Origin of the sequence: Streptomyces sp. NPDC046261 (genome assembly GCF_040646235.1) — a bacterium.
Classification (GTDB): domain Bacteria; phylum Actinomycetota; class Actinomycetes; order Streptomycetales; family Streptomycetaceae; genus Streptomyces.
Genome location: NZ_JBEYZU010000019.1, coordinates 35,442 through 62,071, shown reverse-complemented (window position 1 = coordinate 62,071; position 26,630 = coordinate 35,442). Strand labels below are relative to the sequence as shown.

Annotated in this window: 29 protein-coding genes, 1 tRNA gene and 1 riboswitch; of the genes, 23 read left to right on the top strand and 7 right to left on the bottom strand. The window is 70.2% G+C overall.

The features are described 5' to 3' along the window. The first annotated feature begins 350 nt into the window (after window positions 1-350). The gene (locus ABZ956_RS25620) at window positions 351-2,696 is read left to right on the top strand and encodes an immune inhibitor A domain-containing protein (protein ID WP_361898196.1); all 2,346 of its coding nucleotides are present in this window, start codon (window positions 351-353) and stop codon (window positions 2,694-2,696) included. A gap of 136 nt (window positions 2,697-2,832) precedes the next feature. After that, window positions 2,833-3,159: a hypothetical protein gene (locus ABZ956_RS25615; protein WP_361898088.1), complete on the top strand. Its 327-nt coding sequence runs from the start codon at window positions 2,833-2,835 to the stop codon at window positions 3,157-3,159. Between the two features lie 40 nt (window positions 3,160-3,199). Here ABZ956_RS25615 and ABZ956_RS25610 read toward each other — a convergent pair whose 3' ends face one another. Both ABZ956_RS25610 and ABZ956_RS25605 read right to left on the bottom strand, forming a co-directional pair. Beyond that, complete coding sequence (locus ABZ956_RS25610; protein WP_361898085.1) at window positions 3,200-3,793, bottom strand: isochorismatase family protein; 594 nt, start codon at window positions 3,791-3,793, stop codon at window positions 3,200-3,202. Window positions 3,794-3,903: 110 nt separating this feature from the next. Further along, complete coding sequence (locus ABZ956_RS25605) at window positions 3,904-5,232, bottom strand: nicotinate phosphoribosyltransferase (RefSeq protein WP_361898083.1); 1,329 nt, start codon at window positions 5,230-5,232, stop codon at window positions 3,904-3,906. A 96-nt stretch (window positions 5,233-5,328) separates the two neighbouring features. Between ABZ956_RS25605 and clpS the strand changes: the two genes are divergently transcribed. From clpS to ABZ956_RS25565, 8 genes are all read left to right on the top strand, one after another. Continuing rightward, on the top strand, window positions 5,329-5,640 hold the full coding sequence (gene clpS / locus ABZ956_RS25600) for an ATP-dependent Clp protease adapter ClpS (protein WP_311611360.1): 312 nt from the start codon (window positions 5,329-5,331) through the stop codon (window positions 5,638-5,640). Continuing rightward, window positions 5,640-6,245 carry a DUF2017 domain-containing protein gene (locus ABZ956_RS25595; RefSeq protein ID WP_361898080.1) on the top strand — a complete coding sequence of 202 codons (606 nt, stop codon included), beginning with the start codon at window positions 5,640-5,642 and terminating at the stop codon, window positions 6,243-6,245. Before clpS ends, ABZ956_RS25595 begins: the two co-directional genes overlap by 1 nt. A 332-nt stretch (window positions 6,246-6,577) precedes the next feature. Next, entirely contained in the window at window positions 6,578-8,026 is a 1,449-nt protein-coding gene (locus ABZ956_RS25590) for an amino acid permease (protein ID WP_361898077.1), read from the top strand. A gap of 96 nt (window positions 8,027-8,122) precedes the next feature. Then, window positions 8,123-8,554, top strand: coding sequence for a M67 family metallopeptidase (locus tag ABZ956_RS25585; RefSeq protein ID WP_361898074.1), 432 nt, complete (start codon window positions 8,123-8,125; stop codon window positions 8,552-8,554). A gap of 135 nt (window positions 8,555-8,689) precedes the next feature. Beyond that, the gene (locus tag ABZ956_RS25580) at window positions 8,690-8,977 is read left to right on the top strand and encodes a MoaD/ThiS family protein (protein ID WP_361898072.1); all 288 of its coding nucleotides are present in this window, start codon (window positions 8,690-8,692) and stop codon (window positions 8,975-8,977) included. Then, the gene (locus ABZ956_RS25575) at window positions 8,977-9,927 is read left to right on the top strand and encodes a cysteine synthase (RefSeq protein WP_361898068.1); all 951 of its coding nucleotides are present in this window, start codon (window positions 8,977-8,979) and stop codon (window positions 9,925-9,927) included. Before ABZ956_RS25580 ends, ABZ956_RS25575 begins: the two co-directional genes overlap by 1 nt. 110 nt (window positions 9,928-10,037) lie before the next feature. Then, window positions 10,038-10,166, top strand: a complete 129-nt coding sequence (locus ABZ956_RS25570; protein WP_361898066.1) for a hypothetical protein — start codon at window positions 10,038-10,040, stop codon at window positions 10,164-10,166. A 367-nt stretch (window positions 10,167-10,533) separates the two neighbouring features. Further along, the gene (locus ABZ956_RS25565; protein ID WP_361898193.1) at window positions 10,534-11,286 is read left to right on the top strand and encodes an MBL fold metallo-hydrolase; all 753 of its coding nucleotides are present in this window, start codon (window positions 10,534-10,536) and stop codon (window positions 11,284-11,286) included. 72 nt (window positions 11,287-11,358) lie between these two features. Here the strand turns inward: ABZ956_RS25565 and ABZ956_RS25560 are convergent, their stop codons facing one another. Together ABZ956_RS25560 and ABZ956_RS25555 are read right to left on the bottom strand one after the other, a co-directional pair. Next, on the bottom strand, window positions 11,359-12,639 hold the full coding sequence (locus tag ABZ956_RS25560; RefSeq protein ID WP_361898063.1) for a PTS transporter subunit EIIC: 1,281 nt from the start codon (window positions 12,637-12,639) through the stop codon (window positions 11,359-11,361). Window positions 12,640-12,907: 268 nt separating this feature from the next. Beyond that, window positions 12,908-14,221 carry a PTS transporter subunit EIIC gene (locus ABZ956_RS25555; RefSeq protein WP_361898060.1) on the bottom strand — a complete coding sequence of 438 codons (1,314 nt, stop codon included), beginning with the start codon at window positions 14,219-14,221 and terminating at the stop codon, window positions 12,908-12,910. Window positions 14,222-14,415: 194 nt separating this feature from the next. Here ABZ956_RS25555 and ABZ956_RS25550 point away from each other — a divergent pair, with 194 nt between their 5' ends. From ABZ956_RS25550 to rdgB, 4 genes are all read left to right on the top strand, one after another. Continuing rightward, window positions 14,416-14,649, top strand: coding sequence for a PTS glucose/sucrose transporter subunit IIB (locus ABZ956_RS25550; RefSeq protein WP_071963607.1), 234 nt, complete (start codon window positions 14,416-14,418; stop codon window positions 14,647-14,649). Between the two features lie 100 nt (window positions 14,650-14,749). Continuing rightward, complete coding sequence (rph, locus tag ABZ956_RS25545; protein WP_361898056.1) at window positions 14,750-15,481, top strand: ribonuclease PH; 732 nt, start codon at window positions 14,750-14,752, stop codon at window positions 15,479-15,481. Window positions 15,482-15,596: 115 nt separating this feature from the next. Further along, window positions 15,597-15,989 carry a hypothetical protein gene (locus tag ABZ956_RS25540; protein WP_361898053.1) on the top strand — a complete coding sequence of 131 codons (393 nt, stop codon included), beginning with the start codon at window positions 15,597-15,599 and terminating at the stop codon, window positions 15,987-15,989. Window positions 15,990-16,027: 38 nt separating this feature from the next. Next, entirely contained in the window at window positions 16,028-16,630 is a 603-nt protein-coding gene (gene rdgB / locus ABZ956_RS25535; RefSeq protein WP_361898050.1) for an RdgB/HAM1 family non-canonical purine NTP pyrophosphatase, read from the top strand. Window positions 16,631-16,673: 43 nt separating this feature from the next. Here rdgB and ABZ956_RS25530 read toward each other — a convergent pair. Then, a tRNA-Leu gene (locus ABZ956_RS25530) sits at window positions 16,674-16,757 on the bottom strand. Between the two features lie 130 nt (window positions 16,758-16,887). Here ABZ956_RS25530 and ABZ956_RS25525 point away from each other — a divergent pair. Both ABZ956_RS25525 and ABZ956_RS25520 read left to right on the top strand, forming a co-directional pair. Continuing rightward, window positions 16,888-17,418, top strand: coding sequence for a hypothetical protein (locus tag ABZ956_RS25525; RefSeq protein WP_361898047.1), 531 nt, complete (start codon window positions 16,888-16,890; stop codon window positions 17,416-17,418). Then, complete coding sequence (locus ABZ956_RS25520) at window positions 17,418-18,692, top strand: HAMP domain-containing sensor histidine kinase (protein WP_361898044.1); 1,275 nt, start codon at window positions 17,418-17,420, stop codon at window positions 18,690-18,692. The genes ABZ956_RS25525 and ABZ956_RS25520 overlap by 1 nt, the downstream gene beginning before the upstream one ends. Here ABZ956_RS25520 and bcp read toward each other — a convergent pair. Continuing rightward, the gene (bcp, locus tag ABZ956_RS25515) at window positions 18,673-19,140 is read right to left on the bottom strand and encodes a thioredoxin-dependent thiol peroxidase (protein ID WP_361898041.1); all 468 of its coding nucleotides are present in this window, start codon (window positions 19,138-19,140) and stop codon (window positions 18,673-18,675) included. The two genes, ABZ956_RS25520 and bcp, sit on opposite strands and share 20 nt — an antisense overlap. 144 nt (window positions 19,141-19,284) lie before the next feature. Between bcp and ABZ956_RS25510 the strand changes: the two genes are divergently transcribed. The 3 genes from ABZ956_RS25510 to ABZ956_RS25500 all read left to right on the top strand — a co-directional run bounded on the left by ABZ956_RS25510 (window position 19,285) and on the right by ABZ956_RS25500 (window position 20,498). Further along, window positions 19,285-19,602, top strand: a complete 318-nt coding sequence (locus ABZ956_RS25510) for a DUF3618 domain-containing protein (protein ID WP_361898038.1) — start codon at window positions 19,285-19,287, stop codon at window positions 19,600-19,602. A gap of 131 nt (window positions 19,603-19,733) precedes the next feature. Continuing rightward, entirely contained in the window at window positions 19,734-20,036 is a 303-nt protein-coding gene (locus ABZ956_RS25505; protein ID WP_049719557.1) for a co-chaperone GroES, read from the top strand. 45 nt (window positions 20,037-20,081) lie between these two features. Next, window positions 20,082-20,145: riboswitch (guanidine-III (ykkC-III) riboswitch) on the top strand. Between the two features lie 32 nt (window positions 20,146-20,177). Further along, window positions 20,178-20,498 carry a multidrug efflux SMR transporter gene (locus tag ABZ956_RS25500; protein ID WP_361898035.1) on the top strand — a complete coding sequence of 107 codons (321 nt, stop codon included), beginning with the start codon at window positions 20,178-20,180 and terminating at the stop codon, window positions 20,496-20,498. A gap of 23 nt (window positions 20,499-20,521) precedes the next feature. Here ABZ956_RS25500 and ABZ956_RS25495 read toward each other — a convergent pair whose 3' ends face one another. After that, entirely contained in the window at window positions 20,522-22,669 is a 2,148-nt protein-coding gene (locus ABZ956_RS25495) for a transglycosylase domain-containing protein (protein ID WP_361898188.1), read from the bottom strand. 576 nt (window positions 22,670-23,245) lie between these two features. Between ABZ956_RS25495 and ABZ956_RS25490 the strand changes: the two genes are divergently transcribed. The 4 genes from ABZ956_RS25490 to ABZ956_RS25475 all read left to right on the top strand — a co-directional run bounded on the left by ABZ956_RS25490 (window position 23,246) and on the right by ABZ956_RS25475 (window position 26,616). Beyond that, window positions 23,246-24,049 carry an ABC-2 family transporter protein gene (locus ABZ956_RS25490; protein WP_361898032.1) on the top strand — a complete coding sequence of 268 codons (804 nt, stop codon included), beginning with the start codon at window positions 23,246-23,248 and terminating at the stop codon, window positions 24,047-24,049. Window positions 24,050-24,128: 79 nt separating this feature from the next. Beyond that, window positions 24,129-24,893, top strand: coding sequence for an ABC transporter permease (locus ABZ956_RS25485; RefSeq protein WP_361898185.1), 765 nt, complete (start codon window positions 24,129-24,131; stop codon window positions 24,891-24,893). 39 nt (window positions 24,894-24,932) lie between these two features. After that, window positions 24,933-25,898 carry an ATP-binding cassette domain-containing protein gene (locus ABZ956_RS25480; protein ID WP_361898029.1) on the top strand — a complete coding sequence of 322 codons (966 nt, stop codon included), beginning with the start codon at window positions 24,933-24,935 and terminating at the stop codon, window positions 25,896-25,898. Window positions 25,899-25,929: 31 nt separating this feature from the next. Then, complete coding sequence (locus ABZ956_RS25475; RefSeq protein WP_361898026.1) at window positions 25,930-26,616, top strand: DUF1707 domain-containing protein; 687 nt, start codon at window positions 25,930-25,932, stop codon at window positions 26,614-26,616. Window positions 26,617-26,630 lie beyond the last annotated feature (14 nt).

The window sequence follows — 26,630 nt, the reverse complement described above, 5'->3', positions numbered from 1 at the left end:
TACCGTTGGTACATACCGCAATCGACTCTACGGTGCTCTTTGCCCGAGGGGAACTGGCGGTAAGCGTGACCTAACCCACGGTACTGGGAGCGTAAGGGGCGCACGGATTCATCCCCACGCCAAGAAGTGAGACCGGCGCGCCCGTTGTGGCCCGATATCCGTAACTTAAAGGCCGGATAACGTACTTCCTCTGCTCGCCCCAGTCAAGATCTGTTTTTTCTCGCCTCCCTCCGGTCAAATACCTCCACAGTTGTTACTGGGGAGGACATTCACAAGTGAAGATCAGTCAACGGAGGGTCGCCAGATCCACCGCGGTGGCCGTGGTGATCGCGGCCCTCGGTACGGGCGCGATGGCGGCGGGAACCGCGCAGGCGGCGGGCGTGACCGGCCCGTCCGGCGCGGACCAGGGACCCGCCTCCATCCAGCGTCAGGACCCGGCCCAGGTCAAGCGCGGTGCGGAGCACGACCTCAAGGGCCCGTTCAGCAAGAAGCAGGAAGAGCGGCGCAAGGCGGCGCTGCAGCAGGTCGTCGCAGGGGACGCCAAGGCGGAGCAGCGCGGCGCGTCGAAGGTCGTCCAGCTCGGCAAGGGGAAGTACGTCGAGCTCGGCCGCGAGAAGACCGACAAGATCTTTACGATCCTGGTCGACTTCGGCGACAAGGTCGACGACACCACGATGTACGACCCGGACGGGCCGGACGGCCCGAAGCCGCCCGTCAAGAAGTACGGCGGCACCCCCGGCCCCGCCCACAACCAGATAGCCCGGCCGGACCGTGCGAAGGACAACAGCACGGCCTGGCAGAAGGACTACAACCGCGAGTACTTCCAGGACCTTTACTTCTCGCACGACGAGAACAAGGAGTCCCTGGCCAAGTACTACGAGAAGCAGTCGTCCGGCCGCTACTCCGTCGACGGCACGGTCACCGACTGGGTGAAGGTGCCCTCCAACGAGGCCCGTTACGGCTCGAACTACTGCGGCTCCACCAACTGCCCCAGCGCCTGGGACCTCGTGCGCGACGGCGTCAACCAGTGGGTCAAGGACCAGAAGGCCGCGGGCCGCAGCGACGCGGACGTCAAGGCGGAACTGGCCAAGTTCGACCAGTGGGACCGCAACGACTTCGACGGCGACGGCAACTTCAACGAGCCCGACGGCTACATCGACCACTTCCAGATCGTGCACGCCGGCGAGGACGAGTCCGCCGGCGGCGGCGCCCAGGGCAAGGACGCCATCTGGGCGCACCGCTGGTACGCCTACGGCTCCGACGCTGGCCGGACCGGCCCGGCGAACAACAAGGCCGGCGGCACCCAGATCGGCGACACGGGTCTGTGGGTCGGCGACTACACCATGCAGCCCGAGAACGGCGGCCTGGGCGTCTTCGCCCACGAGTACGCCCACGACCTGGGCCTGCCCGACGAGTACGACACCACCGGCACCGGTGAGTCCTCCGTCGACTTCTGGTCCCTGATGTCCTCCGGTTCCTGGCTCGGCCGGGGCAAGGACACCATCGGCGACCTGCCCGGCGACATGAGCGCCTGGGACAAGCTGCAGCTCGGCTGGCTCAACTACGGCAAGGCCAAGGCCGCGACGAAGTCGACCCACAAGCTGGGCGTCGCCGAGTACAACACCAAGGACAAGCAGGCGCTCGTCGTCGACCTCCCCGCCAAGAAGGTCACCACCGAGGTCGTCAAGCCCGCCGAAGGCACCAAGCAGTGGTGGAGCGGCGCCGGCGACGACCTGAAGAACACCCTCTCCCGGTCCGTCGACCTCACCGGCAAGTCCAAGGCCTCCCTGGACCTTTCCGGCTGGTGGGACATCGAGGAGAACTACGACTACCTCTACACCGAGGTCTCCACCGACGGCGGCGCCAACTGGACGCCCGTCGACGGCACCGCCGACGGCAAGGCCATCACCCGTGACGGCGGCGACAAGCCGGCCCTGACCGGTGTCTCGGGCGCGTACAAGAAGCTGTCCTTCCCGCTGGACGCCTACGCGGGCAAGAAGATCGACCTGCGCTTCCGCTACCAGACGGACGGCGGCGCCGGCGGCAAGGGCTTCACCGCCGACGCCATCGCCCTGACCGCCGACGGCGCGGCGCTGGTCTCCGACGGCGCCGAGGGCGACGACAACGGCTGGACGGCGAAGGGCTTCTCGCGCATCGGCGCCTCCTTCACCAAGGAGTACCCGCAGTACTACATCGCCGAGAACCGCCAGTACGTGTCGTACGACAAGACCCTCAAGGTCGGCCCGTACAACTTCGGCTGGCGCACCGCGAAGCCGGGCTGGGTGGAGCACTTCCCGTACCAGAACGGCCTGCTGATCTGGCTGTGGGACACCTCGCAGAAGGACAACAACGTCGGCGAGCACCCGGGCTCGGGCCGCATCCTGCCCATCGACGCGCACCCGAAGGCCGAGAAGTGGTCGGACGGCACGCTCATGCGCAACCGCTTCCAGGCGTACGACTCGACCTTCAGCTGGTACCCGACCGAGGGCTACACCGTCCACAAGGACGGCGTCCCCACCCGCGTCAAGGGCAAGATGGGCGTTCCGGTCTTCGACGACCACAAGAACAGCTACTACGACGAGTCGAACCCCACCGGTGGCGTGAAGCTCACCGACACCAACACCCGCATCAGGATCCTCACCGAGGCCCTCACCGGCTCCACGATGACGATCCAGGTCGGCCCCTCCACCAAGTGACCCGCCGGTAGCGGCATCGCCGCAGGTCACAGGCGTATCGGCCGCCGCCCCCTAGCGGGCGGCGGCCGATCACGCCGACAATGCCTCCCATGATGGTCTTATTGACACCCTTACGCGCAGGGAAGAAGTGAGGCACATGGCAGGTGGTGGATTCGCCAGGCTGCCCGACGGCAGCGTGGTCGTCGCCCTGTCCCTGGCCGGCCCGCCCGACGGCGGCGTCCGCCCGGGGGAGCGCGTCCGCGTGCTCGTCCACGCCGCGAACCGCCAGCGGGCCCTCACCCGGCTGCGCAACCTCGGGCTGCGCGCCGTCTACCTGCGCGGCAACAGCCATCCGCCCACGCTGGACGAGATCACGGCCGTGCTGCACCACCCCGACGGGGTCGTCTGGCGGTCGGCGCCGGACGACGACACCGAGTCCTGGCATCCGATCGCCCGCCTGATGCGCCCGGCTCCTGCGACCTGACGTGCCACCTGACGTGCCCCCTGAGCCGCTCCGCGCGGCGCTAGCCGCCGTGGACGATCGGCTTGCCGCTCAGCTCCACGCCGGCCTCCCGCAGCTCCTCCAGCGTCCGCCGGGTGGTCTCCGGGGCGACGCCGGCGGTCAGGTCGAGCAGGACGTGCGTGCCGAAGCCCGCCCGGCGGGCGTCCAGGGCCGTCGCCCGTACGCAGTAGTCGGTCGCGATGCCGACCACGTCCACGTCGGTGACGTCCCGGGCGCGCAGCCAGTCCGCCAGCTCGGTGCCGTTCTCGTCGGTGCCCTGGAAGGCGCTGTACCCGGCGGCGTAGGCGCCCTTGTCGAAGACCGCATGGACGGCGCCCGAGGTGATGGCGGGCGCGAGGTTGGGGTGGAAGCCGCTGCCCTCGGTGCCGGCCACGCAGTGCCGCGGCCAGGAGTGCTCGTAGTCCGGGTGGTCGGAGAAGTGGTCCCCGGGGTCGATGTGCATGTCGCGTGAGGCGACGACGTGCGCGTACCCGGCGGGCGCCTCGCCCACCAGGTCGGTTATGGCCGCCGCCACGTCGGCGCCGCCGGCCACCGCGAGGCTGCCGCCTTCGCAGAAGTCGTTCTGCACGTCGACGATGATCAGTGCACGGTTCATGGTGCAGATCCTTAGGTGAGGGGCTCTCGGCCGACTGTGCGGATCAACCCTGTGTGACCGAGGGTAGTGACTCGGATTGCGTTGCGGGAGGGCGCGCCGTGCGCCCCCCTTCAGAGGTATTCCGTGGGCAGCACGGGTTCACCGCGCGAAAGCTGGGCCGCCGACATCGGCAGCGCCGCGCGCGCCGCCTTGTGCCGGTCACGCGCCGCGTCCAGGGGCTCACGGGCCACCACCTCGCCCGCCCGCACCAGCTCCACCAGCAGCTGCCGGTCCGCGAGCTCCGCCGGCACCTCTCCGGTGCCCACGACCTCCGCCTCGGCCACCCCGGCGGCGTCCGGGCGGCGCGCGGCCCACTTGCGGCCGCCGATCGACGTCTTGCCGCCCATCGACTTCTTCGCCACCGGCACCAGCGGCGCGTCCGCCCCGGGGCCCTCCGCCCGCGCCACGAGCTTGTAGACCATCGAGCAGGTGGGGTGGCCGCTGCCGGTCACCAGCTGGGTGCCCACGCCGTAGGCGTCCACGGGGGCCGCGGCCAGCGAGGCGATGGCGTACTCGTCGAGGTCGCTGGTGACCACGATGCGGGTGTCCTTGGCGCCCAGCTCGTCCAGCTGCCGGCGCACCCGGTGCGCGAGCAGCAGCAGGTCGCCGGAGTCGATCCGGACGGCCCCCAGGCCCGTCCCGGCGATCTCCACGGCCATCGCGACGGCCTCGGCGACGTCATAGGTGTCCACGAGCAGCGTCGTGCCCCCGCCGAGGGAGTCGACCTGCGCGGTGAAGGCCTCACGCTCGCTGTCGTGCAGCAGCGTGAAGGCGTGCGCACTGGTGCCGACCGTCGGAATGTTGTAGCGGAAGCCGGCCGCCAGGTCGGAGGTGGAGCTGAAGCCGCCGACGAAGGCGGCGCGCGCGGCGGCGACGGCCGCCAGCTCGTGCGTGCGGCGCGCGCCCATCTCGATCAGCGGCCGCTCGCCGGCCGCCACCGCCATCCGCGAGGCCGCGGCGGCCACGGCCGAGTCGTGGTTGAGGATCGAGAGGATCACGGTCTCCAGCAGCACCGCCTCGGCGAAGGTGCCCTCGACGCGCAGGATGGGCGAGCCGGGGAAGTACACCTCGCCCTCGGGGTAGCCCCAGATGTCACCGCGGAACCGGTAGTCGGCGAGGTAGGCGAGGGTGGGCTCGTCCACGATCCGCTGCTCGGCCAGGAAGTCCAGGACGCCGCTGTCGAAGCGGAAGTTCTCCACCGCGTCCAGGACCCTGCCGGTGCCCGCGACGACGCCGTAGCGGCGGCCTTCGGGCAGGCGCCGGGTGAAGACCTCGAAGACCGAGCGGCGGCCGGCGGTGCCGGACCGCAGCGCACCCTGCAGCATCGTGAGTTCGTACCGGTCGGTGAAGAGGGCAGTCGAGGGAACGTCGACCGGGAGCCTCAGGTCCGCAGCGTTCATGGTCCAGATGCTACCCCCCTACTCGTCAGAGTGACGATTTCTGGGGGCGTGAAGTTGGGGCCCCCGTTTGTGCACGGGCAGTCGCCGAGTGGCAGCATGGGAAGCGTGAGTGTTGCACCGGTCGAGATCGAACGGCCCGAAACGGGCGAGTCGCCCTTCGCGGTGGCCGAACCCGACGTCCCCTGGGTAACTCTGGTCCATAACGACCCCGTCAACCTCATGAGTTATGTGACGTATGTCTTCCAGGCCTACTTCGGTTACTCCAAGGACAAGGCGCACCGGCTGATGCTCGACGTCCACCACAAGGGCCGTGCCACGGTCTCCAGCGGCAGTCGCGAGGAGATGGAGCGCGACGTGCAGGCGATGCACGGCTACGGGCTCTGGGCGACGCTGTCGCAGGACCGTTGATGGCCGGGCACTTCGAGCCGCTGCCCGGCGGCGGGGCCGCCGTCGCCCTGGACGAGGTCGAGATCTCGATTCTGCGCAGTCTGGCCGTGCAGCTCCTGGAGCTGATCGGCCCGGGGGAGACGCACGGCCCGGAGGCCGCCGACCCGCTGGCGCGGCTGTTCGCGGAGGGCCCCAGCGAGCCCCCGGCCGACCCCGCCCTGGCCCGGCTGTTCCCGGACGCCTACGGCACCCCCGGCGCCGAGCAGGACCGGCAGGAGCGCGCGTACGCCTCCGAATTCCGCCGCTACACCGAGAACGACCTGCGTGAGCGCAAGCGCGAGGACGCGCTCGGCGTGGTCCGCTCGCTCGACGCCCTCGGCGGCGGCAGCGACGCGGGCGCGGGCGACGCCGTGCTGCGGCTGACGCCCGAGGGCTGCAAGCAGTGGCTCGGCGCGCTGAACGACCTCCGGCTCACCATCGGGGCCCGCCTGGAGATCACCGACGAGGACGACGGCGAGGCGCTCTTCCGGCTGCCGGACGAGGACCCGCGCAAGCCGATGGTGATGGCCTACCTCTGGCTCGGCGGGCTGCAGGAGACCCTCGTCGAGGCACTGATGGCCGGATGAAACGGAACAAACCGTTCCGAGGTTGTTCCGCTCGCGTCCCGGCGCCGTTCGCTCACCGGACCCGCACATCCGCATAACGATCGAGTCACCGTACTCGCGGCTATTGGTGGCCCAGATCACTTGTGTCCGGATTTTTTTGTGCCGTGCGCCACAACCGCTCCGATGATCTCATCTTTACACGTGATACTTCTTGCCGACCTGCCTCTGTGACGCCACCCCTGTCACAGCGGAAGCGCTAGCCGACCGACCGTCGGCGCTGAGCAGGACTCCATCCGGGGGGATCGGAACCCGATCCGGAGCAACCGGATCGGTATGGAGAAAGGCGCACCACCATGACCTCTGAGCAGGTCGCCGACCGCACTGCCGTGCGGGACGGAGAGGGAAGCGGCAAGGAAGCTTCCGAGGGTTACCAGCGGGGGCTGGGCAACCGACAGATTCAGATGATCGCCATTGGTGGCGCCATCGGCACCGGCCTGTTCCTGGGCGCGGGCAAGGCGATATCGAAGGCCGGACCCAGCTTGATCCTGGCCTACGCGATAGCCGGCCTGGTCATCTTCTTCATCATGCGAGCGCTCGGTGAGCTGCTCATGTACCGCCCGGTGTCGGGCTCCTTCTCGGACTACGCCCGGGAGTTCCTCGGCCCCTTCTGGGGTTATGTGACCGGATGGACGTACTGGCTCTTCTGGGTCGTCACCGGAATCACCGAGGTCACAGCGGCCGCCCACTATGTGCACTACTGGGACAAGTCGATCCCGCAATGGGCCTCGGCACTCGGATTCACGGTCATCCTCTACTTCGCCAACCTGATCTCCGTGAAGCTCTTCGGTGAGCTGGAGTTCTGGTTCTCCATGGTCAAGGTCACCGCCATCATCGGCATGATCCTGATCGGCATCGGCGTCATCATGCTCGGCTTCTCCGACGCCGGCGACACCGCCTCCTTCACCCTGCTGTGGTCCGAAGGCGGCTTCTTCCCCAAGGGCCTCGGCGGCACGCTGATGACCCTGCAGATCGTGATGTTCGCCTTCCTCGCCGTCGAGCTCGTCGGCGTCACCGCGGGCGAGGCGGCCAACCCCAAGAAGACCCTGCCCAAGGCCATCAACACCGTGCCGTGGCGCATCGCCGTCTTCTACGTGGGCGCGCTGATCATCATCCTGTCCGTGGTCCCGTGGACCGAGTTCATGCCCGGCGTCAGCCCCTTCGTGGCGGCCTTCGCCAAGATCGGTCTGCCGGCCGGTGCCGGAATCGTCAACTTCGTGGTCCTCACCGCGGCGCTGTCGTCCTGCAACTCCGGCATGTACTCCACCGGCCGCATGCTGCGCGACCTGTCCCTCAACGGCCAGGGTCCGAAGTTCTTCGGCCAGCTGACCAAGAAGGGCCTGCCGCTGCGCGGTACGACCTTCTCGGCCGCGCTGATGCTCGTCGGCGTGTGGATCAACTACCAGTGGCCGGGCGAGGCGTTCAACTACGTCGTCTCCTTCGCGACCATCTCCGGTATGTGGGCCTGGATCATGATCCTCCTCGCCCAGCTCCGCTACCGCCGCAAGGCCGACCGCGGCGAGCTGCCGCAGTCGGAGCTCAAGGCCCCGGGCGCGCCCTGGACCAGCCTGTTCGCCCTGGCCTTCATCTTCATGGTGATCGTCCTCATGGGCATCGACAAGGACGCGCGCATCTCGCTGTACTGCGCCCCCGTCTGGGCCGCGATCATGTGGGTCTCGTACCGCGTGCTCAAGTCCCGCAACCCCCAGGCCTTCGAGCGCAAGGACTACTCGCTCACCAAGTAGTCGCAGGCCGCACCACCACGGAGCCCGCCCGTACCGACCCCGGTACGCGGCGGGCTCCGTGCTTGCCGGCGGGGCCCTGTGCTTATCCTGGCGCGCATGCTGACCATCACACAGGACCTCTACGACCGGATCGTCGCGCACGCCCGCGCCGACCACCCCGACGAGGCGTGCGGCGTGATCGCCGGACCGGAAGGCAGTGACCGTCCCGAGCGGTTCATCCCGATGCTCAACGCCGCCCGCTCGCCCACCTTCTACGAGTTCGACTCCACGGACCTGCTCCGGCTCTACCGCGAGATGGACGACCGCGACGAGGAGCCGGTGGTCATCTACCACTCGCACACCGCCACCGAGGCCTACCCCTCCCGCACCGACCTCACCTACGCCAATGAGCCCGGCGCCCACTACGTCCTGGTCTCCACCGCCGACACCGACGACGCCGGACCCTTCCAGTTCCGCTCGTACCGCATCGTCGACGGCCAGGTCACCGAGGAAGAGGTCAGGGTGGTCCCCGCCTACGGAGAATCCTGAGACAGAATCGTCCGCATACCGGGACGAACTTCCGGCCGGCGCACAGGGAATCGATACCATGCGCCCCATGGTTCTCACGATGTGAGCCTCCGCGTTCCACACGAACCGACCCCGCACTCCGACAGGAGCACACCCATGGCCATCGAGGTCCGCATCCCGACCATCCTGCGCACCTACACCGACGGCAAGAAGGCCGTCGAGGGCAGCGGCGCCACGCTCGACGAGCTCTTCAAGGACCTGGAGGCCCGCCACCCGGGCATCCGTGAGCGCCTGGTCGACGAGGCCGCCGGCGGCGAGCTGCGCCGCTTCGTGAACGTCTACCTCAACGACGAGGACGTCCGCTTCCTGGCCGGCATCGCCACCGAGCTCACCGACGGCGACAGCGTCACCATCCTCCCGGCGGTCGCCGGCGGCATGGCCTGATGCGGTACGAATCGCCGCTCGCGGCGGTCGGCAACACCCCGCTCGTCCGCCTGCCGCGCCTGTCCCCGTCGGAGAGCGTGCGCGTCTGGGCCAAGCTGGAGGACCGCAACCCCACCGGCTCGGTCAAGGACCGCCCCGCCCTGCACATGATCGAGCAGGCGGAGAAGGCCGGCCGGCTCACCCCCGGCTGCACCATCCTCGAGCCCACCTCCGGCAACACCGGCATCTCCCTCGCCATGGCCGCCAAGCTCAAGGGCTACCGCATGGTGTGCGTGATGCCGGAGAACACCAGCGAGGAACGGCGGCAGCTGCTCGCCATGTGGGGCGCGGAGATCATCCCCTCGCCCGCCGCCGGGGGCTCGAACACGGCCGTACGGGTGGCCAAGGAGCTGGCCGCCCAGCACCCCGACTGGGTGATGCTCTATCAGTACGGCAACCCCGACAACGCCGGCGCCCACTACGCCACCACCGGCCCCGAGATCCTCGCCGACCTCCCCGAGATCACCCACTTCGTGGCCGGTCTGGGCACCACCGGCACGCTCATGGGCGTCGGACGCTACCTGCGCGAGCACAAGCCCGGCGTGCAGATCGTGGCTGCCGAGCCCCGCTACGACGACGTCGTCTACGGGCTGCGCAACCTCGACGAGGGCTTCGTCCCCGAGCTCTACGACGCCGCCGTCCTCACCACCCGCTACTCCGTCGGCTCCGAGGACGCGGTGCGCCGCACCCGCGAACTCCTCGCCGAGGAGGGCATCTTCGCGGGTGTGTCCACCGGCGCCGTGCTCCACGCCGCGCTCGGCGTCGCCCGTAAGGCCGTACGGGCGGGGGAGAGCGCCGACATCGCCTTCGTCGTCGCCGACGGCGGCTGGAAGTACCTCTCCACCGGTGTCTACACTGCCGCCACCACCGAAGAGGCCGTCGAGACGCTGCACGGCCAGCTCTGGGCCTAGCCGGGTGCGCCGCCTGTCCGCGCCGGTCCGTAAAACACAGAACTGTGCACGGGTGAACTTGCTACTACCGATGTTGGCAAGCGGCTGACATCATCCCGTAGGAGACGCACATGAACTGTCCCGTATGTGGATCTTCGGACATGAGGCAACTCAACAATGGAAACTGGCAGTGCGGAAACTGCGGCGCAGTCACGGCTGGACAGGGCGGCGTGGGATGCGCTCGCTCCCGAGACACGTGAGCGGCTCGCGGCATTCATGACCCCCGAGGTGTTCACCGTGACGGCCGGCAGCAAGGAGTCGGCCGAGCGCTTCCAGCGCTTCATGGACACGCTGGACCGCGCCGAGCGGCACAAGCCGCTGTAGGGCGCGCGACGGCGGCACCGGCTGTCCCGGTCCGCCCCTCCCGTCCTCCGCACCCCGGCCCGCAGGCCCCGACCGCGCTCCTCCTTCCGGGCGCGGGCCGGGGCCTTCGCGCTGCGGGCCAGGTCCGTCCTGGTGATTCCGCCCACACGCCACCCTCTCGGAGGAGTCACCGCCCGTTTCTCGCCTTACGCTCGACTGCACCGCATGGCCCCCCGTAACCAGCCCACGGAGGTTCAGGCCCGCATGAAGCTCACCGTCGTCGGATGCTCGGGCTCGTTCCCGTCCACGGAATCGGCCTGCTCGAGTTATCTGGTGGAGGCCGACGGATACCGGCTCCTCCTCGACATGGGCAACGGCGCCCTCGGCGAGCTGCAGCGCCACGTCGGTCTCTACGACCTCGACGCCGTGCTCCTGTCACACCTGCACCCGGACCACTGCATCGACATGTGCGGCTACTTCGTGGCCCGCTACTACCGCCACGACGGCGGCCGGGCCGACGCCATACCCGTCCACGGCCCCGAAGGCACCGAGAAGCGGCTCCTGACCGCCTACGGCGACGTCCCCGACGAGGCATGCATGAGCGAGGTCTTCGACTTCCGCACCCTCACCCCCGGCACCTTCACGCTCGGCCCCTTCACCATCCGCACGGACCGGGTCAGCCACCCCGTCGAGGCCTTCGCCTTCCGGGTCGAGCACCGGGGCCGCTCGCTGGTGTACTCGGGCGACACCGGCCCCTGCGCCGCCCTGCAGGAACTGGCCATGGGCGCGGACCTGCTGCTGTGCGAGGCGTCCTTCACCCACGGCAAGGAGGACATCCCCGACCTCCACCTCAACGGCCTGGAGGCCGGCGAGTGCGCCGCCCGGGCCGGCGCCGGCCGCCTCGTCCTCACCCACATCCCGCCGTGGACGGACCCGCTCACCAATCTGCGCGACGCCCGCTCGGTCTACGACGGCCCCGCGGAACTGGCCCACGCGGGAGCCGTGTACGAGCTGTAGACATCCCCCCAGCTACGGCGAAGGCCCCCGGAACCGAGCGGTTCCGGGGGCCTTCGCATGTGCGTACGGGGATCAGGCCTTGCCCGTGTCCTCCAGCGCGCCCTCGGGCTCACGGCCCGGGGTCGGCAGGTTGAACTTGGTGATCGCGAAGCGGAACACCACGTAGTACAGCGCGCCGAAGCACAGGCCCACCGCGGCCAGCATCCACGGCTTGGTGGCGATGCCCAGGTTCAGCAGGAAGTCGATCGCGCCGGCCGAGAACCCGAAACCGTCCTTCATGCCCAGCGCCCAGGTCAGCGCCAGCGAGACACCGGTGAGCAGCGCGTGGATGGCGTACAGCACCGGGGCGATGAACATGAAGGTGAACTCGATCGGCTCGGTCACACCGGTGACGAACGCGGTGAGCGCCAGCGAGCCCATCATGCCGCCGACGACCTTGCGGTTCTCCGGGCGGGCGCAGTGCACGATCGCCAGGCAGGCCGCCGGGAGCGCGAACATCATGATCGGGAAGAAGCCGGTCATGAACTGGCCGGCGTCGGGGTCGCCGGCGAGGAAGCGGGCGATGTCGCCGTGCTTGCCGTTGAAGTCACCGGCCTGCAGCCACGGGAAGGAGTTGAGCAGGTGGTGCATGCCGACCGGGATCAGCGCGCGGTTGGCGACACCGAAGATGCCCGCGCCCACGGCACCGGAGCCGACCAGCCACTCGCCGAAGTTGTGCAGACCCGTGCCCAGCACCGGCCAGATGAGGCCGAAGAGGATGCCGATGAGCAGACCGGCGAAGGCCGACAGGATGGGGACCAGACGGCGGCCACCGAAGAAGCCCAGCCAGTCGGGGAGCTTCTTGCGGCTGTAGCGCTGGTAGAGCAGCGCCACGACCAGACCCATGACCACACCGCCGAGGACGCCGGCGTTGACGGGCGCCTCATTCATGACGATCTTGCCGTCGACGACCGCGGCGACCTTGGGCAGGTTCTTGTCGGTGAAGGTGGCGAGCACCTCCTTGAAGACCAGGTAGCCGGAGACCGCGGCCAGGGCCGTGGAGCCGTCCGACTTCTTGGCGAAGCCGATGGCCACACCGACGGCGAAGAGCAGCGCCATGTTGCCGAGCAGCGCGTTGCCGCCCGCCGCCATATAGCCGGCGATCTTGGTTATGAACTCGGGGAAGGAGTCGCGCCCGAGCATGTCGTTGTTGCCGAGCCGGACCAGGAGCGCGGCCGCGGGCAGGACCGCGACCGGAAGCATGAGGCTGCGGCCGATGCGCTGCGCGACGGCCATGGCGCCGGCGCCGCGCTTCTTCTTTTCCGGTGCCGCCTCTTCAGGCGCCGCCTTTGCCGCCTTGGCTGCCGTACTCATCGGATTCCTCCAGGTGAGGCGGGCGCTCGGGGAAAAGGGGGGACGGCCCGCGATTTGGTCTACACCACTAGTGGTTTAGACCTGTTGTAGCACGTGAGTCGGGCATAAAGGAATCCATCGCTCCAGGCGCTCTTGACGCACCCGCGCGGAGGTGGCGTGAGCGCTCTGCGCTGCGTCACGCCACCCTTACGTCACGTTGATTCCGGGCGCCCGGGACGGTGCCCCGCTCCACCCTTCCCCCTTCCGGCCCCTTTACCCGTCCACGCGGCTACTTCACGTTCTCCTTCTCGATCTCCTCCGCCAGCGCCTCCGGCTCCCGCCCCGGCGTCGGAATGTCGAAGAACGTGATCGCGAAGCGGAACACCACGTAATACAGCACCGCGAAGCCCAGCCCGATCGGAATGATCAGCCACGGCTTCGTCGCGAGCCCCCAGTTGATGACGTAGTCGATCAGCCCCGCCGAGAAGCTGAAGCCGTCGTGCACCCCCAGCTCCCACGTCACCGCCATCGACACACCGGTCAGCACCGCGTGCGCCACGTACAGCAGGGGCGCGATGAACAGGAACGAGTACTCGATCGGCTCGGTGATCCCGGTGACCAGCGAGGTCAGCCCGACCGACAGCATCATTCCGCTCACCGTCCTGCGGTGCTGCGGCTTCGCGCAGTGCGCGATGGCCAGCGCCGCCGCCGGCAGCGCGAACATCATGATCGGGAAGAAGCCCGAGGTGAACTGGCCCGCCGTCGGGTCGCCCGCCAGGAAGCGGTTGATGTCGCCGTGCACGACCTGACCGTCCGGCTTGGTGAAGTCCCCGAACTGGAACCACACGAAGACGTTCAGGAACTGATGCAGCCCGATCACCAGCAGCGCCCGGTTCGCGACACCGAAGATCCCGGCGCCGAGCGAGCTCAGATCGACCAGCCACTCACTGAAGTCCGTCAGCCGCGCACCCACCCACGGCCAGACCCACAGGCACAGCGCGGCGAAGGCGATCGCGACGAACGCCATGATGATGGGCACGAGCCGGCGGCCGTTGAAGAAGCCCAGCCAGTCCACCAGCCGCACCCGGTGGTAGCGCTGCCAGAACCACGCCGCCAGCAGCCCCATCACGATGCCGCCGAAGACCCCCGGGTTCTGGTAGCCCACCGCGGACGGCTCCCCGGCCGCGGTCACGCACACCCCGGACAGCAGGCCGATCGCCGTGTGCCTGGAGCCGGCGGGGCACTCCTGCGGGAACTGGTGCAGCACCGCGTAATAGACGAGGAAGCCCGCCACCGCCGCGAGCGCCGTCGAGCCGTCCGACTTCTTCGCCATGCCGATCGCCACACCGACCGCGAACAGCAGCGGCAGCCCCAGCGAGGAGTCCAGCAGCGCCCCGCCCGCGCCCGCCATCACCTTGGCGACGTCCGTCCAGCCCAGACCGTCCGCACCGAAGACGTCCGGCTGACCGAGCCGGTTGAGGATGCCCGCCGCCGGCAGCACCGCGATCGGCAGCTGGAGGCTGCGCCCCATCTTCTGCAGCCCCTGGAAGAGGCCGTGCAGGCGCTTCTTCTTCCGCGGGGCCGCCGCGGCGATCGAACTCATCTGCGTCCTCCGGCTGCTGGCATACTGGTGTAGACCACTTGCGGTGCGGTGTGGACCTCCCGGGAGCAGTGCCGGGTGCTCGCCATCCTTCGACAGATGGCGGACATACGCCCGCATAGTTGGGCTATACGTGGGTTACCGTGTGAAAGCCGGTCGGCGGAACCGCCGAAGGGCTGAGACAACCAGGAGTGCACATGGCCAGCAAGGCTGAGAAGATCGTCGCCGGCCTCGGCGGGATCGAGAACATCGAAGAGGTGGAGGGCTGCATCACCCGCCTCCGCTGCGAGGTCTCCGACCCCTCCCTCGTCGACGACGCCGCCCTCAAGGCCGCCGGCGCCCACGGCGTCGTGAAGATGGGCACTGCCATCCAGGTCGTCATCGGCACCGACGCCGACCCGATCGCCGGTGAGATCGAGGACATGCTGTGAGCTGAGCCATCCGGCTCCGCACGGAAGGCCCCGTTCCGATTGTCGCGTACACGACGCCAACCGGAACGGGGCCCTCTGTCATCCCGATAGGCTCATCACCATGTCTCGCATCGACGGCCGCACCCCCGACCAGCTCCGCCCCGTGACCATCCAGCGCGGATGGAGCAAGCACGCCGAAGGCTCCGTGCTCATCTCCTTCGGCGACACCAAGGTCTTCTGCACCGCCAGCGTCACCGAGGGCGTACCCCGCTGGCGCAAGGGCTCCGGCGAAGGCTGGGTCACCGCCGAATACTCGATGCTCCCGCGCTCCACCAACACCCGCGGCGACCGCGAATCCGTACGCGGCAAGATCGGCGGCCGCACCCACGAGATCTCCCGCCTCATCGGCCGCTCCCTGCGCGCCGTCATCGACTTCAAGGCCCTCGGCGAGAACACCGTCGTCCTGGACTGCGACGTCCTCCAGGCCGACGGCGGCACCCGCACCGCCGCCATCACTGGCGCCTACGTGGCCCTGGCCGACGCCATCACCTGGGCCCAGGGCAAGAAGCTCGTCAAGCACGGCCGCCAGCCGCTCACCGGCACCGTCTCCGCCGTCAGCGTCGGCATCGTCGGCGGCGTCCCCCTCCTCGACCTCTGCTACGAGGAGGACGTGCGCGCCGACACCGACATGAACGTCGTCTGCACCGGCGACGGCCGCTTCGTCGAGGTCCAGGGCACCGCCGAGGCCGAGCCCTTCGCCCGCGAGGAGCTGAACAGCCTCCTCGACCTGGCGGTCGCCGGCTGCGCCTCCCTGGACGCCGCCCAGCGCGAGGCCCTCGCCCGCACGCTGTAGCGCACGGCTCGCGCGGCCGACGCAACCATAGGACGTGGCAGGAGCGTTGATAGAGGCGTACGGTCCGGCAGTGCCCGGGCCGTACGCCCGCCCCGCCCGCACCGGAAGGCAGCCCATGTCCGCACACCGCCGCCGCACCACGACCCTCACCGCCCTCGCCGCCGCCCTGCTGGCCGTGCCGCTGGCGGCGGGGTGCTCCACCGCGCAGAAGGCCGTCGACTGCGCGCGCCTGGGCGTCGAGATCACCAACGACGTCGACACGCTCCAGCGGGCCGTCACGGACGCCGCCAATGACCCCACCCAGGCCGACAAGGCCCTGGACACGCTCGAGGCGGACACCAAGAAGCTCAAGGACAAGACGGGCAACGCCGACGTCGGCAAGGCCCTCGACCACCTCCAGCAGGCGGTCACCGACGCCCGCGAGTCCGTACGCCAGAACAAGGCACCCGACCTCACGCCGCTCAGGAACGCGGCGGGCGAGCTGACGAAGGTCTGCACGTCGAAGTAGGGACGGGCGCGACGGGCGGCCCGGGGATAATCCGTGCCATGAAGCGCCTGATCCTCGCCACCCGCAACCACCACAAGGTCACCGAGCTCCACGCGATCCTCACCGCCGCCGGCCTCGACGTCGAACTCGTCGGCGCCGACGCCTACCCGGAGATCCCCGACGTCAAGGAGACCGGCGTCACCTTCGCCGAGAACGCCCTCCTCAAGGCCCACGCCCTGGCCCGCGCCACCGGCCTGCCCGCCGTCGCCGACGACTCCGGCCTCTGCGTCGACGTCCTGAACGGCGCCCCCGGCATCTTCTCCGCGCGCTGGTCCGGCACCCACGGCGACGACAAGGCCAACCTCGACCTCCTCCTCGCCCAGCTCTCCGACATCGCCGACGAACACCGCGGCGCCCACTTCGCCTGCGCCGCGGCCCTCGCCCTCCCGGACGGCACGGAACGCGTCGTCGAGGGCCGCCTGGAGGGCATCCTGCGCCACGAGCCCTCGGGCACGGGCGGCTTCGGCTACGACCCGATCCTGCAGCCCCTGGGCGAGTCCCGCACGTGCGCGGAGATGACGCCGGAGGAGAAGAACGCGATCAGCCACCGCGGAAAGGCGTTCCGGGGCCTGGCCCCGGTGGTGCGCGAGCTGCTGGGCTGAGCCGACGACGAAGGGCCACCCGGTCGGGTGGCCCTTCCTGTCGTGCGGCCGGTGGGACTCGAACCCACATGGGATTTCTCCCAAGGGCACCTAAAACCCTCGCTTATACCAATTCAGCAACGGCCGCCGGGCGTCAGTCATCGTAGCGGTACGTGTCTCCGCAAGGGAACGCGCCGCCTGTTTTCACCGTCCCTCAGAGCGGGGAATGGGACAGACCTGTGAAAGCAGGATCCGCACGTGATCGAGGAAGAGAGCCGATGACCGACCGTGCCGTGGCCCGTGGGGCCCATCTGCGCACCGTGGTGGCGATCTTTCTGGGGGTCTCCGGGCTGGTGCTCGGCGGGGTGTGGCTGGGGGACGCCACGGACCGGGCGAGCGTGGTGAACAAGGCGCCGAAGACGGCGGCCGCCCAGCGGACGGGGTCCGGGCAGGAGTCCCAGGTGGAGCTCGAGGACTCGGGCGCCCGGGAGCTGCCGGGGGTGCGGGACTGCGGGGTGGGCGAGCCGGTGCCGGAGCCGACCATCATCACCCTGGACTGCAACACCTCGGGCCGCGTGGCCAGCGACATCCGGTGGGACGCCTACGCGGCGGACGGCGCGGCCGGCAGCGGCGTGGTGCAGGTGTCGACGAACGCGGCGGGGGCGGCGGCGGGGAAGTCGTTCCCCGTGCGGCTGCGGCTGTACGGGCCGAAGGAAGTGGACGGTTCGGTGGCGTTCACCGCGCTCGAAGTCCGGTACGTGGGGGCCACTCCGGCGGGGGAGTCCCGAGAGGTCCTTCCGATCGCGTGATGGGTATCCGTGGCCGGATCGCCTTCGCGATCTCCTTCGTCACCGCCCTGGCCGTCGTGGTCCTGGGTGTGGCCGTGCATCACATCTCGGGTCTGGAACGTGACCGCCAGGCCATGGCGTACCAGGACGGGCTGCTGAGCTCGGCGCTGCAGATCTACCAGCGGGACGGCACCCTCGCGCTGGGCGCGCAACTGGACGACTCGACGTTGCCGTTCGCGCTGTCGCAGGCGGTGGCGAAGGGCGAGTCGGGGACGTACATCAGCGGCGGCGAGGACCCACGGGTGTGGGCGGCGACGGGTGTCGGGGACGACAAGGTGCTGTCGATCTCGGCGTCGTACCCGGACCGCGATCCGTTGCAGACCGCGCTGGACAAGGCGCTGGTGGTGGCGGGCGCGGCGACGGTGGCGCTGATGGCGGTGGTGGCGTGGTTCGTGGCGCAGAGCCTGTCGCGGCGGCTGCGGCTGAGCGCGGCGGCGGCGCGGCGGATCGCGGCGGGCGAGGCGCCGGACGCCGAGGCGCTGGACATCGGCGGCCGGGACGAGGTCGCGGAGCTGGGCCGGTCGGTGCACCACATGGCGACGTCGCTGGCGGGACGGGTGTCGGCCGAGCGGCAGTTCACGGCGGACGTGGCGCACGAGCTGCGGACGCCGGTGGCGGGTCTGGTGGCGTCGGCGGAGTTGCTGCCGCACCCGCGGGCGGTGGAGATGGTGCAGGAGCGGGCGCAGACGATGCGGGCGCTGGTGGAGGACCTGCTGGAGGTCTCGCGGCTGGACGCCGGGGTGGAGAGCGCGCAGCTGGACGAGGTGGAGCTGCCGTCGCTGGTGCGCGGCATCGTCAAGCGGGCGCGCGGCCAGCGCGGTGTGGACGATGTGGCGGTGGAGGTGATCGGCGAGGGCCGGATCGTGGCCACCGACGCCCGGCGCGTGGAGCGGATCCTGGTGAACGTCCTGGCCAACGCCGCCAAGCACGGCCGGCCGCCGATCGAGGTGACGGTCGAGGGCACCCGGATCGTCATCCGGGACCACGGGGACGGTTTTCCGCCGGGGCTGGTGGATCAGGGGCCGCGCCGGTTCCGTACGGCGGCGCCGGAGCGCGGTACGGGCCATGGCCTGGGGCTGACGATCGCGGTGGGGCAGGCGGCGGTGCTGGGGGCGCGGCTGTCGTTCGGGAAGGCGGACGGCGGCGGGGCCAGGGCCGTCCTCGACCTGCCGGAGGCCGAGGACGAACCCGGCCGGAGGCCGTGCGGGCGGGGAGCTACAGCGCCAGGTCCTTGATGATCTTGGCGACGTGGCCGGTGGCCTTGACGTTGTACAGGGCGCGCTCGACCTTGCCGTCCTCGTCGACGATGACGGTGGAGCGGATGACGCCGGTGACGGTCTTGCCGTAGAGCTTCTTCTCGCCGAAGGCGCCGTAGGCCTCGAGGACCTTCTTGTCGGGGTCGCCGACGAGGGTGACCTTCAGGGACTCCTGCTCACGGAACCGGGCGAGCTTCTCCGGCTTGTCGGGGGAGATCCCGATGACGTCGTAGCCGTGGCCGGCGAGGAAGTCGAGGTTGTCGGTGAAGTCGCAGGCCTGCTTGGTGCAGCCGGGGGTGAGGGCGGCGGGGTAGAAGTAGACGATGACCTTGCGGCCCTTGTGGTCGGCGAGCGAGACCTGCCGGCCGTCCGCGTCGGGCAGGGTGAAGGCGGGGGCGGTGTCGCCGGGCTGCAGTCGCTCGCTCATCGCGGCTCTCCTCGTGGTGTGGTCGGTTACGGTCCCGAGGGTAGCCAGGTCGTGGATCGGGGGTGCCGCGGGGCGCCGGGCCCGGGGAGCTGACAGACTGTAGTCATCACTCTTCATGCTTATCGACGAGACGGAGGCAGCGCGGTGGCGGAAGCCAGGACCCCTGCGCAGATCGAGGCGGACATCGTCCGCCGGCGGCAGGAGCTTGCCGTGACGCTCGACGAGATCGGGGTGCGGATGCACCCGAAGACGATCATCGGGGACGCCCGGGCCAAGGTGGCGTCGAAGGTGGACAAGACGGCGGGGCGCGCGTACGTGACGGCCAACCGTGTGGTCTCCGAGGTGCGCTCGCGGTTCGTGGCGGAGGACGGTTCGCCGCGGCTGGAGCGGATCGTCCCGGTGGCGATGGTGGCGGTGGGCGTCGTGGGGCTGCTGACCGCCTCGCGTCGCCGTAAGAGGTAGCAGGCCGGCGCGGAGCCGTGGCCGGTGGCCTCTTCGGCATGGATGACGGCCCTGTGGCCTCGGTCTCCCGCGCGGACAGGTACGGTCGTGGCGTGAGTACGAATACCACGCACGACAAGCTGCCCATCCGGATGCTCCACGACCGCGTTCTGGTGCGGACGGACATTCCCGAGGGCGAGCGCCGGTCCACCGGCGGCATCGTCATTCCGGCGACGGCGGCGGTGGGCCGCCGGCTGGCCTGGGCCGAGGTCGTCGCGGTCGGTCAGAGCGTGCGGACGGTCGAGCCGGGCGACCGGGTGCTGTACGACCCGGAGGACCGCGCCGAGGTGGAGGTGCGCGGAGTCGCGTACGTCCTGATGCGGGAGCGCGATCTGCACGCGGTGGCGGCCGAGCGGCTGGAGGGGGCGGAGGACTCCACGGGGCTGTACCTCTGAGAGACCTCTGAGAGCCGGTCCGGGCCCGGGGGCGCCCCCCGCCGGGTTTGCTACGGTCGTAGATACCCGACGAGACGCGCCGTACCGGGTCAGGACAAGACGACGCACCCCTGGAGAGTCGTTTCCACCGGAGGTGCCGTCATGGCATGGGTCCTGCTCGCTGTCGCCGGTCTGCTCGAGGTCGGCTGGTCGATCGGCATGAAGTTCACCGAGGGTTTCACGCGGCTGTGGCCGAGCGTGTTCACCGTCGCCGGCATCGTCGCCAGCATGGTGCTGCTGGCGCAGGCGGCGCGGACGCTGCCGATCGGCACGGCGTACGGCGTATGGGTCGGCATCGGCGCGGCCGGCGCGGCGGTGCTCGGCATGACCCTGCTGGGCGAGCCGGTGACCGCCGCACGGGTCTTCTTCATTGCGCTGCTGCTGGCGGCCGTGGTGGGTCTGAAGGTGACGTCGGGCCACTGAGCGTCGCTGTCAGTGCGTCGCTGTCAGTATTCGTATCCCAGGAAGTCCCCGCCCCGGCGGTCGGCCGGGTGGCGTTCCTTGTCCTCGTCCGGCGGGGGCGGCCCGAAGGTGGGCAGCCGGGTGGGGAAGCCCGGCGGGGTGACCGGCGGGGGCACCGGGATCGTCGGGGGCTCCGGCGGTCCGAAGGTCGTGGGCGGGGCGGTCGGCGGGAGGGGCGTCGGCGGCGCGGTGGGGCTCGGCGGCGCCGTGGTCGGGGAGGGCTCCAGCAGGGGGACGCCCGCGCCGCTCTCCAGCTCCAGGTCGAACTCCGTGGGGTCGGTGCCCTCCAGGGCCTCGGCGGTGTAGGCCGCCCAGATCTGTGCCGGGAAGCCGCCGCCGTTGATGCGGGGTTCCCCGGCGGCCCCGTACAGCGGCTTCTCGGTGCCGGTGTCGGGGTCCTGGCCCATGACGGCGACGACGGTGGCCAGGTCGGGGGTGTAGCCCGCGAACCAGGCGGCCTTGTCCTCCTCGGCCGTGCCCGTCTTGCCGGCGGCGGGCCGCCCCGCGGCCTGGGCGCGGCGGCCGGTCCCGCTCTCGACGACGCTCTGCAGGATCGAGGTGGTGGTGTCGGCGGCGGCGCGCGAGACGACCTGTTTGGTGTCGTCGCGGTCCGGGAGCTGGACGTCCTCGGTGGCCTTGGAGATCTTCTCGACGAGCGTGTAGGGGCCGTGCCGGCCGTGGTTGGCGAGCGTGGCGTACGCCTGGGTCATGTCGAGGACGCTGGCGGTGGCGGGGCCCAGCGCGATGGAGGGGGTGGCGGTGAGGTCGGGGGTGCCGGCGGGCACGCCGAGGGCGACGGCGGTGTCCTTGACCTTGGCGGGGCCGACGTCCTGGGCCATCTGCGCGTAGACGGCGTTGACGGACAGGTCGGTGGCCTTGGTGACGGTGATGGGCCCGTAGGACTTGCCGTCCTCGTTCTCGGGGGCGTAGCCGACGGGGCCGCCCTTGCCCTGGACGGGCCGTCGGTTGGTGCCGTCGTAGATCGTGTTCGGGGTGATCGTGCGGCCGTCCTGGGTCGAGGCGTCGTTGTCGACGGCCGAGGTGAAGACGAACGGCTTGAAGGTGGAGCCGACTTGGTAGTCGCGCCGGGTGGCGTTGTTGACGTACTGCTTGGTGTAGTCGATGCCGCCGTAGAGGGCGACGACCTTGCCGGTCTTGGGGTCGATGGAGGCGCCCCCGGCGCGTACGTACCGGTCGACCGGGCGCTCGTCGCTGAGGTTGTCCATCAGCTCCCGGCGGACGGCGTCGACGAAGGCGTCCTGCTTCCGGCGCTCGATGGTGGTGACGATGCGGTAGCCGCCGGTGGCCAGCGTCGTCTCGTCGACGATCTTGTTGCTGGTGAGGTAGTCCTTGACGGCTTCGACGAGGTAGCCGCGCTGGCCGGTCATGCTCAGGCGCGGCTTGGCCTTGCCGGGCATGGGGAACTGCATCGCGGCGCGTTCGGTGCTGCCGAGCCACTTCTTCTTGACCATGCCGTCGAGGACGTAGTTCCAGCGGGCCAGGGCCCGTTGCTTGTTCTGGGGGTGGGCGCCGACGTCGTAGGCGCTGGGGGCGTTGAGGAGGGTGGCGAGGTAGGCGCCCTCGGCCGTGGTGAGCTTGTCGGAGTCCTTGTTGTAGTACGCCTGGGAGGCGGCCTGGACGCCGTAGGCGTTGCGGCCGAAGTAGCTGGTGTTGAGGTAGCCCTCGAGGATGTCGTTCTTGCTCTCCTCGCGGTCCAGCTTGATGGCGATGAAGAATTCCTTCACCTTGCGGCTGATGGTCTGTTCCTGGCCCAGGTAGTAGTTCTTGACGTACTGCTGGGTGATGGTGGAGCCGGACTGCTTGCCCTTGCCCGTGGCGGTGTTCCAGGCGGCGCGCAGCATGGCCTCGGGGTTGACGGCGGACTCGGAGTAGAAGTCGCGGTCCTCGGCGGCGAGTACGGCGTGCTGGACGTCCTTGGGCACCTTGCTCAGCGGCACGCTCTCGCGGTTGATCTCGCCGTCGCGGGCGAGTTGACTGCCGTCGGCATAGAGGAAGACGTTGCTCTCGGCGACGGCGGCCTTGTTGGCCGGGGGAATGTCGACCAGGGCGTAGCCGGCGACGAGGCCGGCCACGATGATCAGGACGATCAGCAGGAATCCGCCGAGGACCATGCGCCAGGTGGGTACGAGCCGGCGCCAGCCCGTGCGCCGGGGCCGGCCGCCGGGGCCCGCGGCGGCGGGGGTGCGGGGAGCTCCGGGCGGACTGCCCGCTCCGGCCGCTCCGGGCGCGCCGGTCCTCGGCGCCCAGCCCTGCGGCGCCTGGCCGCCACCAGCGGGACGCCGCTGCTGTGACTGCTCGTCGCTCATGTCTCCTGGGACTCCTCGGCCGCCGCCGGGGTTGTGCGGCCGCGGCGGAGCGGTGTCGTGTCGGGCGGTTCCGACCTGCGTCGAAGGCCCCGGAAGACACTGTCGCATCATGCGTTCCGGCTGAAGGGCGTAGCGCACCTTTGAACGGCTCCGTAAGGGCCGTTCGGGCCAGGCGGACCACTCCATGGGGTGAAAATCCGTGGTTCCGGGCCGAGGTGTGCGGCTAGGCTCCTGCGCTTCGGGGGTCGCGGCGGGTCGGTGCTGTTTTCGGTCCTGGTTTCAGGGCTGGTCTCAAGGCTGGTCCGGGGCTGCTCCGATGCTGTCCGGTGGCGGGCGGGCGGTGGTCGTCACGGGGGTTCGACGGGGTGGGAGGCGACAGGGATGCGGCTGTATCCGGCCGTCGCGGTGAGCAGCTTCCGGCGGTACGCGACCTACCGGGTCGCCACCGCGGCCGGGGTCTTCACCAATACGGTGTTCGGCTTCATCGTCACGTACACCTTCATTGCCCTGTGGAACGAACGTCCCCATCTGGGTGGCTACGACCAGTCCCAGGCGCTGACGTTCGTATGGGTCACCCAGTCGCTGCTGGCGGCCTCGAGCCTGATCAGCGGGGGGTTCCAGGAGGAGTTGCAGGAGCGGATCCGTTCCGGTGACATCGCCGTGGACCTGTACCGGCCGGCGGATCTGCAGTGGTGGTGGCTGGCCACTGATCTGGGGCGGGCGGCGTTCCACTTGCTGGGGCGTGGCGTGGTGCCGCTGACGGTCGGGGCGCTGGCCTTCGAACTGGCGCTGCCGTCCGACCCGTTGGTGTGGCTGACGTTCCTGCTGTCGGTCTTCCTCGGCATCGTCGTGGGCTTCGGTCTGCGCTATCTGGTGGGCCTGTGCGCCTTCTGGCTGCTGGACGGCTCGGGGGTGAACATGCTGAGCGGTCTGCTGTGCGTCTTCTTCTCGGGGACGCTGCTGCCGCTGACCGTCTTCCCGGGGGCGTTCGGCGAGACGGTGCGGCTGCTGCCGTGGGCGGCCATGCTCCAGGTGCCGGCGGACGTGCTGCTGGGGCGGCACGGCGGCGCGGGCGGTACGGCCGGGGCGCTGGGGTTCCAGGCGGCGTGGGCGGTGGTGTTGCTGGCGGTGGGGCGGTCGGTGCAGACGCTGGCCACGCGGAAGGTGGTGGTGCAGGGTGGCTGACATCCCCGCGGCCGGCTCCTTCGCGGCGCCGGCGATCCGTGCGTACGAGGGTGTGCGCGGCTACGGCCTGATCGTCGGCATGTGGGTGCGGTCGACGATGGCCTACCGCACGTCCTTCGTGATGATGGCGCTGGGCAACTTCGCCGCGACGGCACTGGACTTCGTCGGCATCCTGATCATGTTTTCGCACATCGACGCGCTGGGCGGCTTCACCCTGCCGGAGGTGGCCCTGCTCTACGGCACCACGAGCACCGCCTTCGGCCTGGCCGACCTCGCCCTCGGCACCATGGACCGCCTCGGCCGCCGGGTGCGCGACGGCACGCTGGACACCCTGCTCGTGCGGCCGGTGCCGGTCCTGGCGCAGGCGGCCGCGGACCGCTTCGCGCTGCGCCGGCTGGGCCGGGTGACCCAGGGCGCGCTGCTGCTGGCATGGGCGCTGTACCGGCTGGACGTGACCTGGACGCCGGTGACGCTGCTGCTCCTGCCGGTGACGCTGGTCAGCGGTGCGGTGATCTTCGGCGCGGTCTTCGTCGTGGGGGCGGCGTTCCAGTTCCGGGCCAACGACGCGTCGGACGTGCAGAACGCCTTCACCCACGGCGGTACGACCATGCTGCAGTACCCGCCGACGGTGTTCGGCACGGACCTGGTGCGGGGGGTGACGTTCGTCATCCCGCTGGCCTTCGTCAACTGGCTGCCGGCGCTGCGGATCCTGGGCCGTGACGATCCGCTGGGGCTGCCGGGCTGGGTGGACTTCGCCTCGCCGCTGGTGGCGCTCGTGTGCTGCGCGCTGGCGGGGCTGGCCTGGCGGGCGGGGCTGCGTGGATACCGGAGTACGGGAAGTTGACGGCCGCGACGGGCGGCGGGCGGAAGGGGCGGTGCGGCGGTGGACGACTTCATCGAGCTCGACGGCGTCGAGAAGGTCTTCGACGTGCGGCGCAAGGCGGGATTCCTGCGCCGTGAGCGGCACGAGGTGCGCGCGGTGGACGGCATCAGCTTCCGCGTCCCGCGCGGGGAGATGGTCGGCTACATCGGCCCCAACGGCGCGGGGAAGTCCACCACCATCAAGATGCTGACCGGCATCCTGACGCCCAGCGGCGGTCGGCTGCGGGTCGCGGGCATCGATCCCTCGCGCGACCGGGCCCGGCTGGCCCGCCGCATCGGGGTGGTCTTCGGCCAGCGCACCACGCTGTGGTGGGACCTGCCGCTGCGCGACTCCTACGGCCTGGTGCGCCGCATGTACCGCATTCCCGACGGCCGTTACCACGCCAATCTCGAGCGCTGCGTCGAACTCCTCGACCTGGGCAAGCTGCTGGAGGTCCCGGTGCGGCAACTCTCCCTGGGGCAGCGGATGCGCGGGGACATCGCGGCGGCGCTCCTGCACGACCCCGAGGTGCTCTACCTCGACGAGCCGACGATCGGCCTCGACGTGGTCAGCAAGGCGAAGGTGCGCGCGTTCCTGCGGGAGGTCAACGCCGAGCGCGGCACGACCGTGCTGCTCACCACGCACGACCTGACCGACATCGAGCAGCTGTGCAAACGGGTGATGGTCATCGACCGCGGACGGCTGGTCTACGACGGCGGGCTGGGCGGCCTGCACGCGGTGGGGGAGAGCGAGCGGATGCTCGTCGTCGACCTGGAACGAGAGCTTCCGCCCATTGACGGTGTAAAAGGCGCCCGCACGGTGAAGGTCGAAGGCCCGCGCCAGTGGCTGGCGTTCGCCGCCACGCAGAGCGCGGCGCCGATCGTGGCGGAGGTCGCCGAGCGCTATCCGCTGGTCGATCTCTCCGTCCGCGAACCGGACATCGAAGAGGTCATCGCGAAGATGTACGCGGGCGGCCGGGCGCTGTAGGCGCGCGGTGCCGGGCAATAGGCTGTTCGCCATGATGAGCGAACTTCCTGAGATGCGAGCCTCCGACGCGGAGCGCGAGCGGATTGCCGAGGCGCTGCGCGAGGCCGTCGCCGAGGGCCGGCTGGACATGGAGGAGTTCGGGGAGCGCCTGGAGGCGGCGTACAAGGCCCGTACGCACGCCGAGCTGGAGCCGCTCGTACGGGACCTGCCGGTGCCGTCCCGGGCCGCCGCCCCCGCGGCCCCGGCCGTGGGCGACAGCGGCTGGGCCGAGCGGATCGGCGGCCGGCCGACGTCCACGGTGGGCATCGGCGTCATGGGCGGCTTCCAGCGCCGCGGCGGCTGGACGGTGCCCCGCCGGTTCACGGCCTTCACCTTCTGGGGCGGCGGCCACATCGACCTGCGCGAGGCCCGCTTCGAGGACCGCGAGGTGGTCGTGCGCTGCATCGCCGTCATGGGCGGGATGCAGGTCGACGTCCCGCCGGACCTCGAGGTGGAGGTCGGCGGCATCGGCATCATGGGCGGCTTCGACGACAAGGCCACCGGCCCGGGCACGCCGGGCTCGCCCCGGGTGCGCATCACCGGCTTCGCCTTCTGGGGCGGCGTGGGCGTCGAGCGCAAGCGGACGAAGGCCGAGCGCAAGAGGCTGCGGGAGGAACGGCGCGAGGAGCGGCGGCTGGACCGGGAGGAACGCCGCGGCGGCGGCAAGGAGCTGGACTGATCGTTTCTGCGGGG

Coding starts and splice junctions, on each gene's coding strand:
- ABZ956_RS25620 (WP_361898196.1), top strand. CDS start 351: ATGGCGGCGGGAACCGCGCAGGCGGCGGGCGTGACCGGCCCGTCCGGC.
- ABZ956_RS25615 (WP_361898088.1), top strand. CDS start 2,833: ATGGCAGGTGGTGGATTCGCCAGGCTGCCCGACGGCAGCGTGGTCGTC.
- ABZ956_RS25610 (WP_361898085.1), bottom strand. CDS start 3,793: ATGAACCGTGCACTGATCATCGTCGACGTGCAGAACGACTTCTGCGAA.
- ABZ956_RS25605 (WP_361898083.1), bottom strand. CDS start 5,232: ATGAACGCTGCGGACCTGAGGCTCCCGGTCGACGTTCCCTCGACTGCC.
- clpS (WP_311611360.1), top strand. CDS start 5,329: ATGGGAAGCGTGAGTGTTGCACCGGTCGAGATCGAACGGCCCGAAACG.
- ABZ956_RS25595 (WP_361898080.1), top strand. CDS start 5,640: ATGGCCGGGCACTTCGAGCCGCTGCCCGGCGGCGGGGCCGCCGTCGCC.
- ABZ956_RS25590 (WP_361898077.1), top strand. CDS start 6,578: ATGACCTCTGAGCAGGTCGCCGACCGCACTGCCGTGCGGGACGGAGAG.
- ABZ956_RS25585 (WP_361898074.1), top strand. CDS start 8,123: ATGCTGACCATCACACAGGACCTCTACGACCGGATCGTCGCGCACGCC.
- ABZ956_RS25580 (WP_361898072.1), top strand. CDS start 8,690: ATGGCCATCGAGGTCCGCATCCCGACCATCCTGCGCACCTACACCGAC.
- ABZ956_RS25575 (WP_361898068.1), top strand. CDS start 8,977: ATGCGGTACGAATCGCCGCTCGCGGCGGTCGGCAACACCCCGCTCGTC.
- ABZ956_RS25570 (WP_361898066.1), top strand. CDS start 10,038: ATGAACTGTCCCGTATGTGGATCTTCGGACATGAGGCAACTCAACAAT.
- ABZ956_RS25565 (WP_361898193.1), top strand. CDS start 10,534: ATGAAGCTCACCGTCGTCGGATGCTCGGGCTCGTTCCCGTCCACGGAA.
- ABZ956_RS25560 (WP_361898063.1), bottom strand. CDS start 12,639: ATGAGTACGGCAGCCAAGGCGGCAAAGGCGGCGCCTGAAGAGGCGGCA.
- ABZ956_RS25555 (WP_361898060.1), bottom strand. CDS start 14,221: ATGAGTTCGATCGCCGCGGCGGCCCCGCGGAAGAAGAAGCGCCTGCAC.
- ABZ956_RS25550 (WP_071963607.1), top strand. CDS start 14,416: ATGGCCAGCAAGGCTGAGAAGATCGTCGCCGGCCTCGGCGGGATCGAG.
- rph (WP_361898056.1), top strand. CDS start 14,750: ATGTCTCGCATCGACGGCCGCACCCCCGACCAGCTCCGCCCCGTGACC.
- ABZ956_RS25540 (WP_361898053.1), top strand. CDS start 15,597: ATGTCCGCACACCGCCGCCGCACCACGACCCTCACCGCCCTCGCCGCC.
- rdgB (WP_361898050.1), top strand. CDS start 16,028: ATGAAGCGCCTGATCCTCGCCACCCGCAACCACCACAAGGTCACCGAG.
- ABZ956_RS25525 (WP_361898047.1), top strand. CDS start 16,888: ATGACCGACCGTGCCGTGGCCCGTGGGGCCCATCTGCGCACCGTGGTG.
- ABZ956_RS25520 (WP_361898044.1), top strand. CDS start 17,418: ATGGGTATCCGTGGCCGGATCGCCTTCGCGATCTCCTTCGTCACCGCC.
- bcp (WP_361898041.1), bottom strand. CDS start 19,140: ATGAGCGAGCGACTGCAGCCCGGCGACACCGCCCCCGCCTTCACCCTG.
- ABZ956_RS25505 (WP_049719557.1), top strand. CDS start 19,734: ATGCTCCACGACCGCGTTCTGGTGCGGACGGACATTCCCGAGGGCGAG.
- ABZ956_RS25500 (WP_361898035.1), top strand. CDS start 20,178: ATGGCATGGGTCCTGCTCGCTGTCGCCGGTCTGCTCGAGGTCGGCTGG.
- ABZ956_RS25495 (WP_361898188.1), bottom strand. CDS start 22,669: ATGGTCCTCGGCGGATTCCTGCTGATCGTCCTGATCATCGTGGCCGGC.
- ABZ956_RS25490 (WP_361898032.1), top strand. CDS start 23,246: ATGCGGCTGTATCCGGCCGTCGCGGTGAGCAGCTTCCGGCGGTACGCG.
- ABZ956_RS25485 (WP_361898185.1), top strand. CDS start 24,129: ATGTGGGTGCGGTCGACGATGGCCTACCGCACGTCCTTCGTGATGATG.
- ABZ956_RS25475 (WP_361898026.1), top strand. CDS start 25,930: ATGATGAGCGAACTTCCTGAGATGCGAGCCTCCGACGCGGAGCGCGAG.